This is a genomic window from Faecalibacterium sp. Marseille-P9590 (assembly GCF_017377665.1).
Taxonomy (GTDB): domain Bacteria; phylum Bacillota; class Clostridia; order Oscillospirales; family Ruminococcaceae; genus Faecalibacterium.
Window position 1 is genome coordinate 512225 of record NZ_JAFREF010000001.1, and the last position, 17898, is coordinate 530122.

Annotated in this window: 10 protein-coding genes; 4 read left to right on the forward strand and 6 right to left on the reverse strand. The window is 59.3% G+C overall.

Annotation, left to right across the window (positions count from 1 at the left end; genetic code table 11):
* Positions 1 to 92 precede the first annotated feature (92 nt).
* Positions 93 to 3029 carry a PAS domain-containing hybrid sensor histidine kinase/response regulator gene (locus J3349_RS02510; protein WP_207676339.1) on the reverse strand — a complete coding sequence of 979 codons (2937 nt, stop codon included), beginning with the start codon at positions 3027 to 3029 and terminating at the stop codon, positions 93 to 95.
* 5 nt (positions 3030 to 3034) lie between these two features.
* The gene (locus J3349_RS02515; RefSeq protein ID WP_207676340.1) at positions 3035 to 4900 is read right to left on the reverse strand and encodes an ABC transporter substrate-binding protein; all 1866 of its coding nucleotides are present in this window, start codon (positions 4898 to 4900) and stop codon (positions 3035 to 3037) included.
* A gap of 310 nt (positions 4901 to 5210) precedes the next feature.
* Between J3349_RS02515 and J3349_RS02520 the strand changes: the two genes are divergently transcribed.
* On the forward strand, positions 5211 to 7328 hold the full coding sequence (locus J3349_RS02520; RefSeq protein WP_207676341.1) for a peptidoglycan-binding protein: 2118 nt from the start codon (positions 5211 to 5213) through the stop codon (positions 7326 to 7328).
* A 3-nt stretch (positions 7329 to 7331) separates the two neighbouring features.
* The gene (locus J3349_RS02525; protein ID WP_207676342.1) at positions 7332 to 8024 is read left to right on the forward strand and encodes a peptidoglycan-binding protein; all 693 of its coding nucleotides are present in this window, start codon (positions 7332 to 7334) and stop codon (positions 8022 to 8024) included.
* Positions 8025 to 8076: 52 nt separating this feature from the next.
* Here the strand turns inward: J3349_RS02525 and J3349_RS02530 are convergent, their stop codons facing one another.
* From J3349_RS02530 to J3349_RS02545, 4 genes are all read right to left on the reverse strand, one after another.
* On the reverse strand, positions 8077 to 8802 hold the full coding sequence (locus J3349_RS02530) for an NAD-dependent protein deacylase (protein WP_207676343.1): 726 nt from the start codon (positions 8800 to 8802) through the stop codon (positions 8077 to 8079).
* A 76-nt stretch (positions 8803 to 8878) separates the two neighbouring features.
* A complete protein-coding gene (locus tag J3349_RS02535) occupies positions 8879 to 9778 on the reverse strand; it encodes an NAD(P)H-hydrate dehydratase (RefSeq protein WP_207676344.1) in 900 nt (299 codons plus the stop codon).
* A 2-nt stretch (positions 9779 to 9780) separates the two neighbouring features.
* Positions 9781 to 12399, reverse strand: a complete 2619-nt coding sequence (locus J3349_RS02540; protein ID WP_207676345.1) for a TetM/TetW/TetO/TetS family tetracycline resistance ribosomal protection protein — start codon at positions 12397 to 12399, stop codon at positions 9781 to 9783.
* 11 nt (positions 12400 to 12410) lie between these two features.
* On the reverse strand, positions 12411 to 12830 hold the full coding sequence (locus tag J3349_RS02545) for a hypothetical protein (protein ID WP_207676346.1): 420 nt from the start codon (positions 12828 to 12830) through the stop codon (positions 12411 to 12413).
* A 351-nt stretch (positions 12831 to 13181) separates the two neighbouring features.
* Between J3349_RS02545 and J3349_RS02550 the strand changes: the two genes are divergently transcribed.
* Both J3349_RS02550 and J3349_RS02555 read left to right on the forward strand, forming a co-directional pair.
* On the forward strand, positions 13182 to 15209 hold the full coding sequence (locus J3349_RS02550; RefSeq protein WP_207676347.1) for an ABC transporter substrate-binding protein: 2028 nt from the start codon (positions 13182 to 13184) through the stop codon (positions 15207 to 15209).
* A gap of 286 nt (positions 15210 to 15495) precedes the next feature.
* A complete protein-coding gene (locus J3349_RS02555; RefSeq protein WP_207676348.1) occupies positions 15496 to 17520 on the forward strand; it encodes an ABC transporter substrate-binding protein in 2025 nt (674 codons plus the stop codon).
* Positions 17521 to 17898 lie beyond the last annotated feature (378 nt).

Genomic DNA, 17898 nt, shown 5'->3' on the forward strand with positions numbered 1-17898 from the left:
AAGCACCCGCAGCGGGCTTCGCAGAGGCTCTTGACCTCTGGAAGCGAATGCTGCGGGTGCTTTATTTGTTTTTTGTCTGACAGGCGTTTGGCTTACAGGATCTTGTGCAGCTCCTGCACAAGGTCGCCGATCACGATGGGCTTGGACAAAAAGCCGTTCATGCCGCTTTCCAATGCGTTGCGGCGATCCTCGTCGAAGGCGTTGGCGGTCATGGCAAGGATTGGGAGCTTTGCCCGGGCAGGGTCATCCAGTGCGCGGATCTTCCGGGTGGCGGTGTAACCGTCCATCACCGGCATCTGCACATCCATCAGCACCAGATCATAGCTGCCCGGCGCTGCGGTGCTCACCTTTTCCACCGCCACTTCACCGTTTTCCGCCGTATCGACCTGGAAGCCGTACTCGCGCAGGATCTCCTGCGCGATCTCGCGGTTCAGCTCGTTGTCCTCTACCAGCAGGATGTGTCTGTCCTTAAAGTCGGCGTTCTTTTCCGGCAAAAGCTCCTGCGACGCATCTGTCAGTTTCTGGCCGAGGGCGCTCATCAGAGTCTCGCGCAGGTCAGACAAGAACATGGGCTTGGAGCAGAAGGCGGTCACACCGGCGGCCTTTGCCTCTACCTCAATGTCAGACCAGTCATAGGCCGTCAGGATGATGATGGGGGTATCGTCGTTCAGGCTGCGGATCTGGCGGGTGACCTCGATGCCGTTCATATCCGGCAGCCGCCAGTCGATGATATAGGCGTGGTAGGCATCGCTCATCTCGATGGACTGCCGCGCGCGCAGCACCGCTTCCTTGCCGGAAAGGGTCCACTCCGCGCGCATTCCCACCTTGACCAGCATCTTTGTCACGCTGTCGCAGGTGTTGAAATCGTCGTCCACCACCAGAGCCTTCAGGCCTTCCAGCTCGGTGATCTTTTCCACCGGGCGGTGCTCTGCCTGCACCCGCAGCGGCACACGAATGATAAACTCGCTGCCCTTGCCCTGCGCTGTCTGCACCTCGATGGTGCCGCCCATCATATCCACGATGTTTTTGGTAATAGCCATGCCAAGGCCGGTGCCTTGGATACGGCTGACCGTGGAGGTGCGCTCCCGCTCAAACGGCTCAAAGATTTTTTTGGCAAATTCCGGGCTCATGCCGATGCCGTTGTCCTTGATGCGGAACTCGTACTGCCCGCAGCCGCACACCTGCCCGGCAAGCTGGCGCACCCGCACCGAGACCGTGCCGCCCGCCGGGGTGAACTTGATGGCGTTGGACAGCAGGTTCAGCAGGATCTGGTTCAGCCGGGTCTTATCGCAGTAGACATCCTCGTCGGTCACATCCATCGCGTCCATATAAAGTTCCAGCTGTTTTGCGTAGATCTGCCCACTGACAATGGTTTTCAAATCGTGCAGCACATCCGAAAGGTTGACTTCCACCTCTTCCAGATGGAGCTTTCCGCTTTCGATGCGGCTCATATCCAGCACATCGTTGATGAGCGAGAGCAGATGGTTGCTGGAAGCAAGGGTCTTGGCCAGATAATCCTTCACCCGCTCCTTGTCGTCAATATTGCTGATCGCCAGTGTGGTAAAGCCGATGATGGCGTTCATGGGGGTGCGGATGTCGTGGGACATATTGGAAAGGAAGGTGCTCTTGGCGCGGTTGGCAGTCTCGGCGGCGGCAACGGCATCCGAAAGCGCCTGATTCACCTGTTTGTCGGCGGTGCGGTCGGACATGACAAGGATGTATTTGGTCCTGCCCTCCACCTCGCTGCCTATGGCGATGTTATGGAACCAGCGGCGCTCTTTGGTTTCCAGATGCTCAAACTCGAAATCCCATTCCCGCTGCTGTCCGCTGAGAAGCCCATCCAGAAAGTTTTTGCCCTGCTCCGGGGCGCCCAGCTTGTCCAGAGCAAAGGCATTTTGCCGGACTTCTTTCCACGGGATGCCCAGCAGACGCTCAATGTTCGGGCTGACATAATCCACCTTGGAGGTCTCTGCGTCCAACATCAGGAAAACGTCGTCCACGTTCAGCGAGAGCTTCTGGAACAATTCATCCCGGTACAGGAGCTTGGTGTTCTTCTGGCGCAGTGCAGTATGGCCTCTGCGCACAACGAACAGAATGGCCAGCGCGGCAAAGCCAAGGACAATGCCCGCCACGATCTGCACCGTATGGAACCACAGCTTATCCAGATTGGCATTGACGATGCTGACCGGGACAAGCCCCACCATCGTCCAGCTCTGGACCGCCGTGTCCTCATAGACCAGATAATAACTGGTATCGCCCAGCTTTACCTTCATGTTTCCGCTGCCGCCCTGTGCAAAGGCATTGGACAGATCCAGGATCTGCGCCTCGGAAAGGTCGGAATGGTCGCGCAGCATCGCAATGAAGTTGTAGATCGTTTCCTTGCGGTTTACAGAATTGTCGATGACCACCCGCCCATCCGGGTAGATGACATAGTTGCTGGCATTGCCCTGAAAGGCAGAGTTGTCCAGTAATCTCAGCACCTCATCATTGTAATAAGAGATGGCAACGGCATCGTAGGCAAAGCCCCGGTAGCTGCCCTGCGTTTCGGGACAGATGAACGCCAGCATCTGGGGCTTGCCGGGCAGCGCCGTGTTCACGACGATATCCTCATCGTGAGCGAGCTTTTCGTCCAGATTTGTCTGCAGGCCAAGGTAGCCCGTTTTCCCGGTCACGGTCATGTAGTTGCCGTCATAGGTGAGAAAGTAGAATTCGGCAAATCCAGCCTCCTGCTGTGCCGCCCTGATATACGCCTGTATTTCGGCCTCATCCGAGGTACTTTCCAGAAAGCCGTTGTACAGATGCAGATAGGTCAGGTTCTTGCGTACCATCTCTTTCAGCATATTATTGGATTTATGCAGCACCTCTTCCAGATGCGAGGTGCTTTCCTGATAGATGGTCTGGGACACAAACGAGATGTACTGGACGCTGAAACCGACTGCCAGAAAGACCAGAAGAAGGATGGCAGCAACAGGGAGCCATTTTTGCCGGGGATGGCAGTTTCGTTTGGATTCGTGCTTTTCGTCTACCATCCCGCTCACCTCAACGTAATGTAGTTTTCAGGCTCTGCAAGCGCTGCGCCGCCGCCGGAGACATAATCGCGCCATCTGTTTTTTACCCATGTATCTCCGTCCAAAGACGTGCCGCTCTCGCTCGCAAGCAGCGCTTCCATCTGTTTTTCCGCTGCCAGACAGGTCACGGTAACGGTGTCGTCGTCCCGGAGCGGCTGTCCGTTCCGGGTGATGCCGGTCAGGGTATAGCTGCCGCTTGCCTCTTTGACCTCCACGGCAATGCCGCTGACCACCGGCAGAGAGCCGCGGTTGAAGGGTACAAACCCTCCCTCGCAGCCCTCCACAAAGGCGCGGACGGTCTCCTTCAGCTCTGCGCCGGTCATGGTGCGCTGGCGGGACATCAGACCGTTGGGCATGATCATGGAAGCGGCCATTTTCTTGTTATAATCTGCCTGCAGCACACTGCCGGTAAAGCTGTTTGCGGTGGCAAGCAGCACATCGGTGCCATAAACGCCCCGCAGCGTGTTCGCCATAACGGAGAAGGAGGCGCTGCCGCCGTTTGCGTGGAAGACATTGGAATAGCTCTTCCCGGAGGTCAGCACGATCTCGTCATCGTCAGGCGTTTCTTCGGCAAGAAGCCTGGCATTGAACGCACGATAAGCCTGCCGTGCCGTGTACTCGCCCGCGATCATTTTGGAGACAACGTCCTTGGAGACGGCAAAGAAATCGTTGGAGGCGATGCGGATATACATGTGGTTTTCTTCCACCACATCGCGCACGTCCTTCATGTACTCGGTCAGGCGCAGAGGGACATTCTGGCTGTAGCTCAGCACATCCTGCCCGTCGGCAACGATGCGGATCTGTGCCTCCTCGGAGAGCATGACGTTCAGCACCTTCATGGCTTTTTCGCGGCGCGCGGTGTCCTGCTCGAGGTCACGGTTCAGAGCGATCTGGAAATACGGGGTGGTCATGATCCACTTTTCTCCGTTCTGGCTGAAGAAGGGCAGGAAGATCGTATCGATGCCCTCATCCTGAAACATCTTGACACCGGCAGAGCTGCCAAAGTACATGGCAACTTCTCCGTTCCGGAACATCCCGGTCACATCGTCGTAATTCAACGCAAGATCGTCTGCCGTGAGGTGGGTATCCTGAATGAACTGCGTCATCCGCTCAAACGCCCCCGGCCACACGGTGTCGTCCAGACCCACCCGTGCGGTGCTGGCAGGGTCGCTGTAAGCAGTGCGCCACTTGCGCCCATCAGTCGTGGTAAGCTCGGCAGCGGAAAGCCCCTGCAGCGTTTCCATGCAGGTGTAGTCGTAGGCATAATCGGCGGTAAAGCCGCGGATGCCCACTTTTTCAAACGCCTGGCAGGCCGAAACGAAGCTCTCGTAATCGGTGGGCAGAGGAATATCGTACTGCTCAAAAAGGCTGCGGTTGACCACAAAGCCGTGGGCATCGGCGCAGACCGGCAGCCAGTTCACGCTGCCGTCCTCGTTTTTGAAGCTGTTGAGGTAGGTGTTGTACACAGCGCCCGCCTCGTTGGTCAAGGCAAGGTTCATCAGGCTGTCCTTTAAGGGAGCCGCATCGTGCAGCGAGAAGCGGCAGCTGGTGATGATATCCGGCAGACCGCCGTTCTCCTGCAAAAACTTGTAAAAATCCAAATCGTTGTTACCCACGATGAATTCAATATTTACATCCGGCAGCTGGGACTGGATATAGGGCGCATAGGTTTCGTACAGGCTGGTACTCCACAGATACACCTGAATGGTCTGGGCATCCTCCTGCTTTTCCACATTTTCGGCGGTTTTTGTTCCGCAGCCGGTCAGCAGGGAGACCGCCATCACCAGTGCCATAAGCACGGAAAACAGGCGGTGCAATGTTCTTTTGTTCATTAAATTGTTCTCCTCACAACTCTTGGGCAGCTGCCGTTCTGCACTCCCGAATACCACAAAAGGGCATAGGTACAGCATGACAGAACTATAGGATTATTTTACCACCGCCATGATGGATTTTCAATAAAATTTCATATATTGATTCATAAAAGCAGCGCGTCCGATTTCTTTGCGCCAGTCGATGCAGCTTTTTGTCTCAACGCACAGGGTGAGGTGGTCTGCCAGTGTTCTTATGTGCTGCAGCCCTTTCTTGCACCCTTCTCGTTGACATAGTTGAAGGTATCCTCAAACGAGCCGACACGGACGACCTTTGCAGGGGCGGTTTCCGCGGCAGCTTTGGCCAGTTGGGTTATTTTGCTCCCCGTGGCCCGAGCAGGCCCTGCGGGCCAACATCCACTGCCAGATCTCGCTGGCTCTCAACCGCATCTACACCGAGTGGTACCCCAGCAAGGGCTACAGTTTCAACATCACCAACTCCACCAGCTACGACCAATACTACGTCCATGGCCGGACGGTGTTCGACGTCATGGTGCGGCTGACGGACGACATCTTCAACACCTATATCCGCAAGACCGGCACCGTGAACCCCTACTACGCCGAGTACTGCGACGGCAAGTCCGTCACCTGCCCCGGCCTCAAGCAGTGGGGGACCGTCACGCTGGCCAATCAGGGCCGCAGCGCACTGAGCATCCTCAAATACTACTACGGCAGCAACATCGAGATCATCCGCACCAACAACATCCAGTCCATCCCCCAGAGCTACCCCGGAAGCCCTCTGCGGCAGGGCAGCACCGGAGCGGCGGTGTTCACCCTGCAGCGGCAGCTCAACCGCATCACCAAGGACTATCCCTTCCTCGGCCTGCTGACGGTGGACGGCATCTTCGGCCGCAAGATGACCGAGACGGTCAAAAAGTTCCAGAAGCAGTTCAACCTCACCGCCGACGGCGTGGTGGGCCGCAGCACCTGGTATAAGATCAGCTATATCTATGTCTCGGTGAAGGACCTCGCCGAGCTGACCAGTGAAGGCGAGACATTCAGCGGCACCCTCCCGGACGGCTCATGGAACTTCGGCAGCAGCGTCCTCAAACAGGGCTCCACCGGCAGCGAGGTAGAGCAGGTGCAGTTCTGGCTGAGTACGCTGGCTCAGTATGAGAGCAGCATCCCCTCTGTCACGGTGGACGGCGTCTACGGCAGCGGCACAGCGGCAGCTGTCCGGGCGTTCCAGCGGCTCTACGGCCTGACGGTGGACGGCATCGTAGGCCACACCACATGGACCGAGCTGTACGACCAGTTCCGCAGCATCCAGTCCGACAACGGCACCCCCAACGCCTACCCCGGCACCGCCCTGCGCCAGGGCAGCAGCGGCCAGAACGTCCGGCTGGTGCAGTTCTGGCTGAAGATCGCGCGGACGGTCTATTCCAGTCTCAACAATGTCACAGTGGACGGCATCTTCGGCTCGTCTACCGCAGCGGCCGTGCGGCGGTTCCAGACCTACTTCGGCCTCACCAGCGACGGCGTCGTGGGCCGGACGACATGGAACAAGCTCTACGAAGTCTACAACGACATCGCCAACCGCCTGCTTTCGCCCAGCCTGCGGCCCGGCGAGTACCCGGGCGTGCTGCGCAACGGCTCCACCGGCACCGCCGTCCGAGAGCTGCAATTCTACCTCTACCTCATGAGCGCCTACCAGAGCAGCATCCCCTCTGTCTCCATCGATGGCCGTTTCGGCGCGGCCACCGAGGCCGCCGTGCGGGCCTATCAGCGGTTCGCCGGGCTGACGGTGGACGGCATCGTAGGCCGGAAGACATGGGATTCGCTCTACGGCAAAGCGTCGGCCCTCCGCTCGTCCGGGCCGGTGGTCACCCTCAAGCGTCTCCCCTACCCCGGCACGCCGCTCACCGTCGGCACCGACAGCAGCGCCGTGCTCTACTACACCCTGCTTTTGCAGCGCATCGCCTACTACTACGACAGTGTAGCGTCCCCCGCGCTTTCCAGCCAGTACACACAGGAGACCGCGGACGCCACCGCCAGCGCGCAGGAGCTTCTGGGCCTGCCCGCCACCGGCGTGGCAGACGCCGAAACGTGGACATCAGTGGAAGCCCTGAGCTTACAGCTGGCGGCCTTCACCCCCAACCCCGACCGGCATCCCGAGCAGGGGTCGGACTACCCGGACCGGGCCATGAAGGAGGGCAGCGCAGGGCCTGACGTCAGCCTCATCGAGGGCTGGCTCAATGACCGCTCCCAGCTCTACTGCGAGGAGGACTACGTCGCCGACAACGCTGTCTTCGGCCCGGAGGACACCGCCGCTGTAAAAGACACGCAGCGCCGGGCCAGCCTTGAGCCAAACGGCGTCGTGGACCGGCCCACCTGGGCCGCACTCCGCGCCCAGAGCCATACTGCCTGCGACAGCTGCACCGAGGAGGGATGAGAGATGGCACGCTTACTGGTCTATGACGCCTACGAGAACAAAGTCTACACTTATTCGAGCCTGCGCGAGAACGACCCCATGCCCTACAGCACCGGCAGGACTCTGACCGTGCGGGAGTTCCGGGGCAAATCGAACAGCCCGGTGCTCTGGACGACCATCGCGGCAATGGAAGCGTGGAACCTCACCCGCCGCAAATACGGCAGGGGCATCCCGGTGGGATACGCCTTCCGCCGCATCTGGGAGGGAGGCCACGGCACCCGCAGCCAGCACTATGCCGGCGTGGCCTTCGATGTGGGGCAGAGTCTCAGCCAGACCCAGCGCACCGCCATCTACAACGCCGCCCGCTCCACCGGGGCGTGGGGCTATGTCGAGCCGCTGAGCCAGACCCCCACATGGGTCCACTTCGACCGGCGCTACGGCACGCCTGCCTGCAGAAGCACCACGGCAGGCTACCCCACCCTCCGCCGGGGCAGCCGGGGCTGCTACGTCATGATCCTCCAAGACGCCCTCTCGACGCTGGGCTACCAGACCGGGAACCGCATCGACGGCATCTTCGGCAGCCGGACGGAAGAAGCCCTCAAGGGCTACCAGCGGCGCACCAGTCTGCGCGCCGACGGCGTCTGCGGCTGCAACAGCTGGAAGAAGATCTCCACCGCCGTGCTGGGTGTTGGACGGACGAAGACGACCATTGACTGATAACTCTACAGACAAAATGGGAGCCTCCGGCACTGCCGGGGGCTCCCATGCTTCACTCCTTCACCACAACATCCTCGCTGAGCACCTGTCCGATGGGCTTTGCAATGCACAGATCGGCCTCGGCGTCTGCATTCGTGGGCTGCATATTGATGACCACGAGGTGGTCGCCCCGGAAGTACCGGATGAGTCCCGCCGCCGGGTAGACCACAAGGCTGGTACCGCCGATGATGAGGGTATCAGCGCGGCGGATGGCCGAGACAGCGCCGGACAACACCTGCTCATCCAACCCCTCTTCGTAGAGGACGACGTCCGGCTTGATGATACCGCCGCATTTGGGGCAGCGCGGCACACCGGTGCTGTTGGCGATGAAGTCCACATCGTAGAACGCGCCGCACTTGACGCAGTAGTTGCGCAGGGTGCTGCCGTGGAGCTCGTACACCGTCTTGGAGCCTGCCGCCTGATGGAGGCCGTCGATGTTCTGGGTGATGACGGCTTTCAGCTTGCCCTCCCGCTCGAGCTTCGCCAGACGCAGATGCGCCGCGTTGGGCTTTGCTCCCTTGACGATGAGCTTATCGCGGTAGAAGCGGTAGAACTCCTCGGGGCGCTCTTCCCAGAAGGTGTGGCTCAAGATCGTCTCGGGCGGGTAATCGTATTTCTGATGGTAGAGGCCATCCACACTGCGGAAGTCCGGGATGCCGCTCTCGGTGGACACGCCCGCACCACCGAAAAAGACGATGTTCTGGCTCTGCGAAATGATTTTTTCCAACTTTTCAACCACATTCAACACCTCTTTTGTATCTATCGACGGAAATCAGTGCAAAATTTTATGCATTCTGCATTTTGTTTTTCACATTTTAACGGTCGTTTTCCGCAAACATCTGCCCCAGATGTACGAAAATATCCTGCGGGAGCATCCCGTACTCGCCTTTTTGGCGGGCGGCACGGTCAGCGGCGGCACCGTGGAGCCAGACCGCACAGGCGGCGGCTTCGCAGGCGGACAGACCGCAGGCCAGCAGGGCTGACATCATACCGGCCAGCACATCGCCGCTCCCACCCCGAGCAAGACCGGGATTACCGGTGGGGTTGACGCAAACGCGGCCATCCGGGGCGGCGACCACGGTCCGCGCCCCTTTCAGCACCACCACCGCATTCCACTGAGCGGCATACCGCCGGGCAACACCCTCCCGGTCGGCCTGAACGGCCTCCACCGAAAGCCCCGTCAGCCGGGACATCTCCCCCGGGTGGGGCGTCAAAATCAGCTCTTTGGCCGGGCGCGGCAGTTCCTCACCCGCGTTCATGAGGCTGGCGGCGGCGTTGAGGCCATCGGCATCCAGCACCGCACTGCCCGAAAAGCCGGTGAGCAGCTTCTTCACCAGCGTCCGCGTCTCGGCGGCGCGGGCCGTGCTCTGGGCAAGATAGCCCAATCCCGGCCCGATGAGCAGGACGGCGGCCTTCTGCCGGAGGATGCGGGGGATACTCTGGGGGGAGATGCCCCCTTCTGCCCCCGGCTCACAGGGACAGAGACAGCATTCCGGCAGGCGTGCCGACACCGCCGCCAGCACCGGCTCGACACTGGCCAGCGTGACGATGCCTGCGCCGGTGCGCAGAGCGCCCTCGACGGTCAGCGACGCCGCACCGCGGTAGCAGGCACTTCCCGCCACAGCCAACACCGCGCCGAAACTGCCCTTGTTGCTCTCCCTCGGGCGTTTTGGAATATGTGACCAGACAAATTCAGCCGTAATTTCGGGTGCCATGCTCACGCCTCCCCCTGAATGCAGCGCCTTATCTCTTTTTCCACGTCCTGCACCTCTTCGTGGAACATCCGGGCCGAGACGCGGAGGGCGCCGTGGCCCAGAATGATGACCTGTTCCATGCCGTCGGAGGTCGCCACCCGGACCCGGCGGTTTTTGCCGATCTCGTGGGTGACGCGCTCGATGAACATATCCGCCGTTTCGGCCTCTTTGGTGTAGACGACGTGGATGTTGTGGTACTGCTCGATGCTGCCGGGACTGCCCGGCACACGGTAGGCATCGAACACGAGGATGAGGACGCACTTTTTGAAGCCCTGATAGTTGCAGAGAATGTCCATCAGCCGGTGGCGGGCGGCGTCGAGGCTCTCCTTGGAGAGGGCGTTCAGCTCGTCCCACGCAAAGATGATGTTGTAGCCATCCACCAGCAGGTATTCGGGAGCGATCTCCCACTGCTCGGCGGCGAAATCGGGCCGTTCCCGCTTCTGCACCGGGCGGAACGCCGCCAGCGGGTCCCGTTTGATGGGGCCGTAGGTGCGCTCAAAAATTTTCAGCAGTTCGGCGTCCTCTTCCAGCGTAGCGCGGTAAGCCGCCATCCGGCGGGGACGGGCCGCTGTTTCTTCTGCTGTCGGGGCGGTGTGGCCCCAGCCGCTGTCCACGTGCATATGGCTGCGCACCTGCTCCCACGGCACCACAAAGCCCGCACCGTGGGAGCAGAACACCGAGTCCGCCGGGTTGTCCAGGTCGTGTTCCGGTTCATAGTCCACTGCCTTGATGACCTCCGCCGCGTTGTGGCAGGGGCGGTATCCGTCCAGCGTCAGGTTCAGGTGTCCCCTGCCCCGGGTGTAGCTGACCACCTCCATGGGGTAGCTGCGCATAGCAGCCACCGGTGCAAAACCGGTGAGGGTGGCCGTCTGGCCGTCCGGTGCCGTCTCGGGCGGGTCAAAGCTGCCCTCCATCCGCTGGACGTCGCTCATGGCGCGGCCAATGTTCTCCGCAGGCACTTCCAGCCGGAAGGAATACCACGGCTCGAGGAGCTGGGTCTTTTTGATTTGGTTTGCCATCATGAGGCCCTGCCGCACGGCGCGGTAGGTGGCCTGCCGGAAGTCGCCGCCCTCGGTATGTTTGAGATGGGCGCGGCCTGCGATGAGGGTGATCTTCATATCCGTCAGCGGCGCGCCGATGAGGACACCGAGGTGCTGCTTTTCTTCCAGATGGGTCAGCACGAGGCGCTGCCAGTTTTTGTCCAGCTCTTCCTCTCGGCAGTTGGCGGCAAACTGCATCCCGCTGCCCCGGGGCAGTGGCTCGAGCTTCAGATGCACCTCGGCATAGTGGCGCAGAGGCTCATAATGGCCCACGCCCTCGATGGCCTCGGTGATCGTTTCCTTATATAATATGCCGCCGGAGTCGAACTCCACGTCCAGCCCGTACCGCTCGGCCAGCAGGCTCTTGAGCACCTCGAGCTGTATCTCGCCCATGAGCTGGACGTGTATCTCGCCCAGCGTCTCGTTCCAGACGACATGGAGCTGAGGTTCTTCCTCTTCCAGACGGTGGAGCTTGCCCAATGCGGCATGAACATCCGCGCCCTCGGGCAGACACACCCGATAGCTCAGGACAGGTTCCAGCACCGGGAGGTCACTGTCCCGCTCGGCCCCGAGGCCGGTGCCGGGCTTCGCCCGGGTCAGTCCGGTGACGGCGCAGACCTGCCCCGGGCCGATGGCCTCTGCCAGCGTATATTTTGCGCCGGAGTAAAGCCGCAGCTGGTTGGCCTTTTCGGCCCAGGGCTCGCCGTCCGCTTCGCCGGTGAGCTGGGCTTTGACTTTCAGCTCACCGCCGGTGACGCGCAGCCAGGTCAGCCGCTCGCCCCGCTCATCCTGCGAGACTTTGAACACCCGCGCACCAAAAGCTTCCAGCGCCGGGGCGGCGCGGGTGTATTCGTCGAGGCCGGTCAGCAGCTCGTCCACACCCTGCAGTCCGCCGGCATTCTCCCTCTGCAGGGCCACGCCAAACCAGCAGGGAAAGACGTGCCGCCGGGCGATGGCCGGGATGATGTCCTCCGCCGTCAGGCTGCCCGCGTCCAGCATCTTTTCCATCAGGCGCTCGTCGCAGAGGGCCAGTGCCTCGTCCCGTTCGGCCTGCTCTGCGCCGAAATCCACGAATCCGTCGCCCAGACGGTGGGAAAGCTGGCTCAGCAGCGCCTCTTTGCCCGGGCCGGGCAGGTCCATTTTATTGATGAACACGAAGGTCGGGATATGATACCGCCGCAGCAGACGCCAGAGCGTCTCAGTATGGCTCTGGACGCCGTCGGTGCCGCTGATGACCAGCACTGCGTAGTCGAGCACCTGCAAAGTGCGCTCCGTCTCGGTGGAAAAGTCCACATGGCCGGGGGTGTCCAGCAGGGTGATATTCGTACTTCCCGTTTTCAGCAGGGCCTGCTTGGAAAAGATGGTGATCCCACGCGCCTTTTCCAGCGTGTCGGTGTCGAGGAAGGCATCTTTGTTATCCACCCGGCCCAGCTTGCGGATGCTGCCCGCGCGGTAGAGCATTGCCTCGGAGAGGGTGGTCTTGCCGGAGTCCACATGGGCAAGGATGCCCACCACCAGCTGTTTTTCGCTTTTTTCTGCCATGTCCGCTGCCCTCACACTGCGCCTGCGATAAGGCCGATGATGAGCAGCGCCCCGCCCAGGATGAGATTCGAGAGCATACTGCAATAGGTGCGCTCTTCCGGTTCCAGCTCCTCGAAGGAGACGATGCGCTCATCGGCAAAGTCCACGATGGACTTGGTGGAGTGGAACTTCTTCTTTTTGCCCATATCCTTAAACTCTTCGCCCAGATGATGGATGGTCACACCGTCCAGACGCAGGTAGTTCACCCACGCCCACATCAGCAGCACGACGCCCAGCAGCAGGGCCGGGGCCTGCCACATGGTAAAAGTGCCGTCGCTGACGTAGCGGTCCCACAGCAGCATCAGCACAGCCACCACCGACACCCGGGTGACGGATTTATACAGAATGGGGCGGAACATATATTTTTGATACATCGAAACCAGCTTTTTCATCCGTGTACTCCTTAATATAGGATTCATTCAGTAGTATTGTAGCATGATTTTATGAAAAAAGATAGCCGCTTTGCGTTTTCCAACTTTCGTTGTATCCATTCGTCATCTTGTAAAGGTATGACTTCTTTCCATTCTTTACCGTTTTTTTGCCGTCATTTTTCAGAAAAAAGCATCCGTTACCATTTTGTTTCTATTTCAGCGTTGTATGTCATTGACTTCTTTTGCCCACAATGTTAGAATACGAAAGGTGCAGTCCCGGGCGCTTTGTGCGTTTTTGGCACCCGGAGCGCGCCGTTTTTTGCATTTAGGATAGGAAAAAAGGAAAACAATATCTCGGAGGAGCGTATCTCAATGAACATCGATTTTGAGTCCCGCAACATCACCCGCCGCAGCTTCCTGAAGGGCGCAGGCGTCGTGGGTGCCGCCGGCCTGTTGTCCGCCTGCGGCGGCAACAAGTCCAACAACTCCGGCAGCACGGCCGCTTCCGGCGCGGAGGCCCCCAACTCCACCGGTGCCACTCCCCTCAAGGAGTATATCTCCTGGGAGTCTGCCAACCGTGAGATCGAGAGCTGGAACCTGCTGTACAGCCAGACCCTCAGCGACGCCAACGTCGTCACCAACCTGTGGGACGGCCTGATGAGCTTCGACTGCTACGGCAAGCTGGTACCCGCCATCGCCACGAGCTGGGAGGCCAACGAGGACTCCACTGTCTGGACCTTCCACCTGCGCGACGATGTGGACTGGGTGGACTGCAACGGCGAGGTGAAGGAGCACATCACCGCCACCGATTTTCTGGTCGGTCTGGAGTGGGTGCTGAACGCCTCCAAGAACGAGGCCAACAACACCTCCATGCCCACCCTGTACATCGTGGGCGCTGAGGAGTACTACGAGAAGACCAAGGATATGGGCGCTGCCGCCGCCGACCTGCACTATCAGGATATGCTGGACGCAGGCGTGGGCCTCGAGGCTCCCGACGACTACACTCTGGTGTTCACCTGCAAGGACCCCTGCCCCTACTTTGATACCGTGGCCTCCTACACCAGCTTCTACCCCGCCTCTCAGGTGCTGATCGACGAGCTGGGCATCGAGACCTTCCGTGGCTGCGACAACACCAACATGTGGTACTGCGGCCCCTATATCGTTGAGGAGTATATCCAGGGCAACACCAAGAGCTATATCCCCAACCCCCACTACTACGATGCTGCCAACGTCAGCCGCTTCGAGCGTCTGACCGTGACCATGATCTCCGATCAGGCCATCGCATTCCAGCTCTACCAGAACCGCGAGCTGGACGAGATCGACCTGAACGAGAGCACCATCACCACCATCACCTCCGACCCCAACAACGAGTACAACAGCCAGCTCTGTGAGAAGCGCGCCCGCCCCTCTGCCTACGCCATGCACTTCAACTACCAGAAGAACAACGCCGACGGCACCCCCGATGTGAACTGGAACAAGGCCATCGCCAACACCGCTTTCCGTCAGTGCTTCTACCGCGGCCTGGACCTGAAGGCATGGTTCTCCCGCTACAACAAGATCAACCCCCTGAAGTGCGAGAACGACTACTACACCATGAAGGGTCTGTGCTACGACACGCAGGGCGCTGAGTACACCACTCTGGTGGCCAAGGAGATGGGCTTCGACGCTGAGAAGTACGACGGCGAGACCATGATCCGTCTGCGTGCCAACGGCGGCGACATCTCCGCCCTGAAGAAGCAGGCCATGGAGGAGCTGAGCGCCATCGGCGTCACCTTCCCCGTCAAGGCTACCTACTTCATCATCGCCAGCAGCACCTCTGCGCTGGACAACGCCACCATCCTCAAGCAGTGCTTCTCCGACAGCTTCGGCGATGACTTCATCAAGCTGGACATCCAGACCTACGTTTCCAGCCTGACCCAGGAGGTCCGCACTCCTCAGCTCCAGAGCTTTGTCATCAACGGCTGGAGCGCCGACTTCGGCGACCCCGTCAACTTCCTCGGTCAGGAGACCCTCCACGACGACAATGCTTTCTACTCACACTACTACTCCAACATCGCCCGGGTGGCTGAGGCTCCTGCCGACTACCAGAAGGACCTGATGGATGCTTTCGAGCAGTACACCGATCTGGTCAATGCCGCCAACGCCATCGTCAACGACACCGACGCCCGCTACGAGGCCTTCGCCAAGGCTGAGGCCTATATGCTGGAGAACGTGCTGGTCAGCCCCACCTACTACGACATCGCATGGTCTCTGACCCATGCCAACGAGTACAGCAAGATCAACGCCATGTACGGCGGCTGCAACTACAAGGCTGTCAACTGGGAGACTTCCGAGGAAGCCTATACCACCGTCCAGTACGAACAGTTTGCCAAGGCTTTCGACGCTGCTATTCAGGGCTAAGCAGACGTAAAAGTCATTCCATTTCAGTCAACACATGAAATCTTTTCATTTTTATGTGTTTGCTGAATCAATAAGATTCAATCCGTACCAGAGTGTTTTTTCTTGACTTCCCGCCTGTGGGATGATAGAATATTTGCAATCGATACGGGTTCTGCAATGGCGCAGAAACAGATCAATAAAATCTGTCTCTGCGCCCTTTTTGTACCCTTTTTAGGTAAAGTAGTATGGACAGGATAGGGATTTGGGAAACGCAGAGCCGTACCAATCATTACAGGAGGGAAAGAATATGTACCACGATTTTGAGTCTCACACCATCACCCGCCGCAGCTTCCTCAAGGGTGCCGGCGCTGTTGGCGCAGCCAGTCTGCTGGCTGCCTGCGGCGGCTCTTCTTCCAGCACCGCAGCCAGTGCTTCGTCGGCTTCTTCCGGTGCAGCTGCTTCCGGCAAGGGCCTGAGCGAGCTGTTTACTTACGAGACTTCTGGCCGTGAGATCGAGAGCTGGAATATGCTCTACAGCCAGCAGGCCATCGACTTCAACGTGACGACCAACATCATCGACGGTCTTGTCAGCTTCGACAACTACGGCAAGCCGGTGCCGGCTCTGGCTAAGAGCTGGGAGCACAACGAGGACTCCACTGTCTGGACTTTCCACCTCCGTGACGATGTGGACTGGGTGGACATGAACGGCGAGGTGCAGGACCACCTGACCAGCAAAGACTTCCTCGTAGGCTTCGAGTGGGTGCTGAACGCAAAGAAAAATCAGGCCGCCAACACCTCCATGCCCTCCACCACCGTCGTGGGCGCCGCCGATTACTACGACAAGACCTATGCGATGGACGACGCAGCCGCCGCGGCCCTGACCTACGACGATATGCTGGCCGCAGGCGTCGGCATCGACGCGCCGGATGATTACACCGTCGTCTACACCTGCATAAATCCCTGCCCCTACTTCGACACCGTGGCTTCCTACGTCTGCTGCTATCCGGCACCCCCGGCTCTGGTGGAAAAGCTGGGCGTCGAGGGCTTCCGCGGCGTGGACTACACCCAGCAGTGGTGCTGCGGCCCCTACCTCATCGAGGAATTCGTCTCCGACAACTCCAAGCGGTTCATCCCGAACCCTCATTATTATGCAGCTGACGAGTGCAGCCGCTTCGAGCGCGTGTCCCTGAGCATGATCACCGACCTGACCGTCGGCTACCAGCTGTATCAGAACCGTGAGCTGGACGAGCTCGAGCTGAGCGAGAGCACCCTGACCACCATCACCTCCGACACTTCCAACGCCTACAACGACCAGCTCTGTGAGAAGCGCCCCACCAAGTACGCCTACGACTTCCATTTCAACTTCTACTGCCTCAACACCGACGGCACCCCCAACGAGAACTGGAACAAGGCCGTGGCCAACCGGGCATTCCGCCGCTGCTTCCAGGAGGGCCTGAACCTCATTCCCTACTACGCACGCTTCAACAAGATCAACCCCCTCAAGTGTGAGAACAACTACTACACCATGAAGGGCGTCTGCTACAACTCCAAAGGCACCGATTATGTTGACCTTGTGGCCAAGGAGCTGGGCATCGACGGCGAGAAGTATGACGGCGAGACCATGGTCCATCTGCGCAAGTCCACCGCCGACTCCATCGCCGCCCTCAAGAAGCAGGCCATGGATGAGCTGACCGCCATCGGCGTCACTTTCCCGGTCAAGGCTCCCTTCTTCTTCGTGGCCGGCAACACCGTGGCTCAGGACAACGCCACTGTTCTGAAGCAGTGCTTCACTGACAGCTTCGGCGACGACTTCATCCAGCTGGACCTCGGCACCTATGTTTCCAGCCTTGCAAAGGAAGTCCGCATCCCCAAGCTCCACGGCTTCGTCATCAACGGCTGGGGCGCAGACTTCGGCGACCCCGTCAACTTTGTGGGTCAGGAGATCCTGCACGACTCCAACGCCTACTACGCCGTCAACTACTCCAACATCCAGCTGGTGGCGGAGGATCCCGCCGATTATCAGAAGGAGCTGGTAGACGAGTTTGAACAGTTCACCGACCTGGTCAACGCAGCCAACGCCATCGTGGACGACACCGACGCCCGCTACGAGGCCTTCGCAAAGGCCGAGGCCTACATGATCAACAACTCGCTGGCTGTCCCCTGCTACTACGATGTCCGCTGGTGCCTGACCCACGTCAACGAGTACACCAAGATCAACGCCATGTTCGGCCCCTGCAACTTCAAGTACGTCAACTGGGAGACCAGCGAGGACGCCTACACCACCGCTCAGTACGAGGAGTTTGCCAAGGCTTTCGACGCCGCAAAATCTTAACTTTTTCTTAACTCTTTTCCGCCGGGAGTTCCTGCTTCCGGCCCGTATTCCACACACGGGAGCTGTTCTTAACCCAAGAACAGCTCCCGTTGTTTTGTTTTTGGGCCTGTTTATCTTATTTTCGTCACTCTTCATCACAGTAAAGTAAATTTATTTCATCTCTATGCAGGGTACGGCTTTCTTTTGGAAGAAAAAGCGATTTCCATTCCATTGACAACCATTTATTTCGATGGTACAATATATGTCGTGTTAAGGATTTTACGGGAGGAGCACAGACACAGACAGAGGGGTCTGTTTCTGCGCTCTTTTGTATTCTCTGGTAATACAGAGGGGCAGATAATCTCGTAGGAGTGGGAAATCGGCAGGGCAAGGTACCCT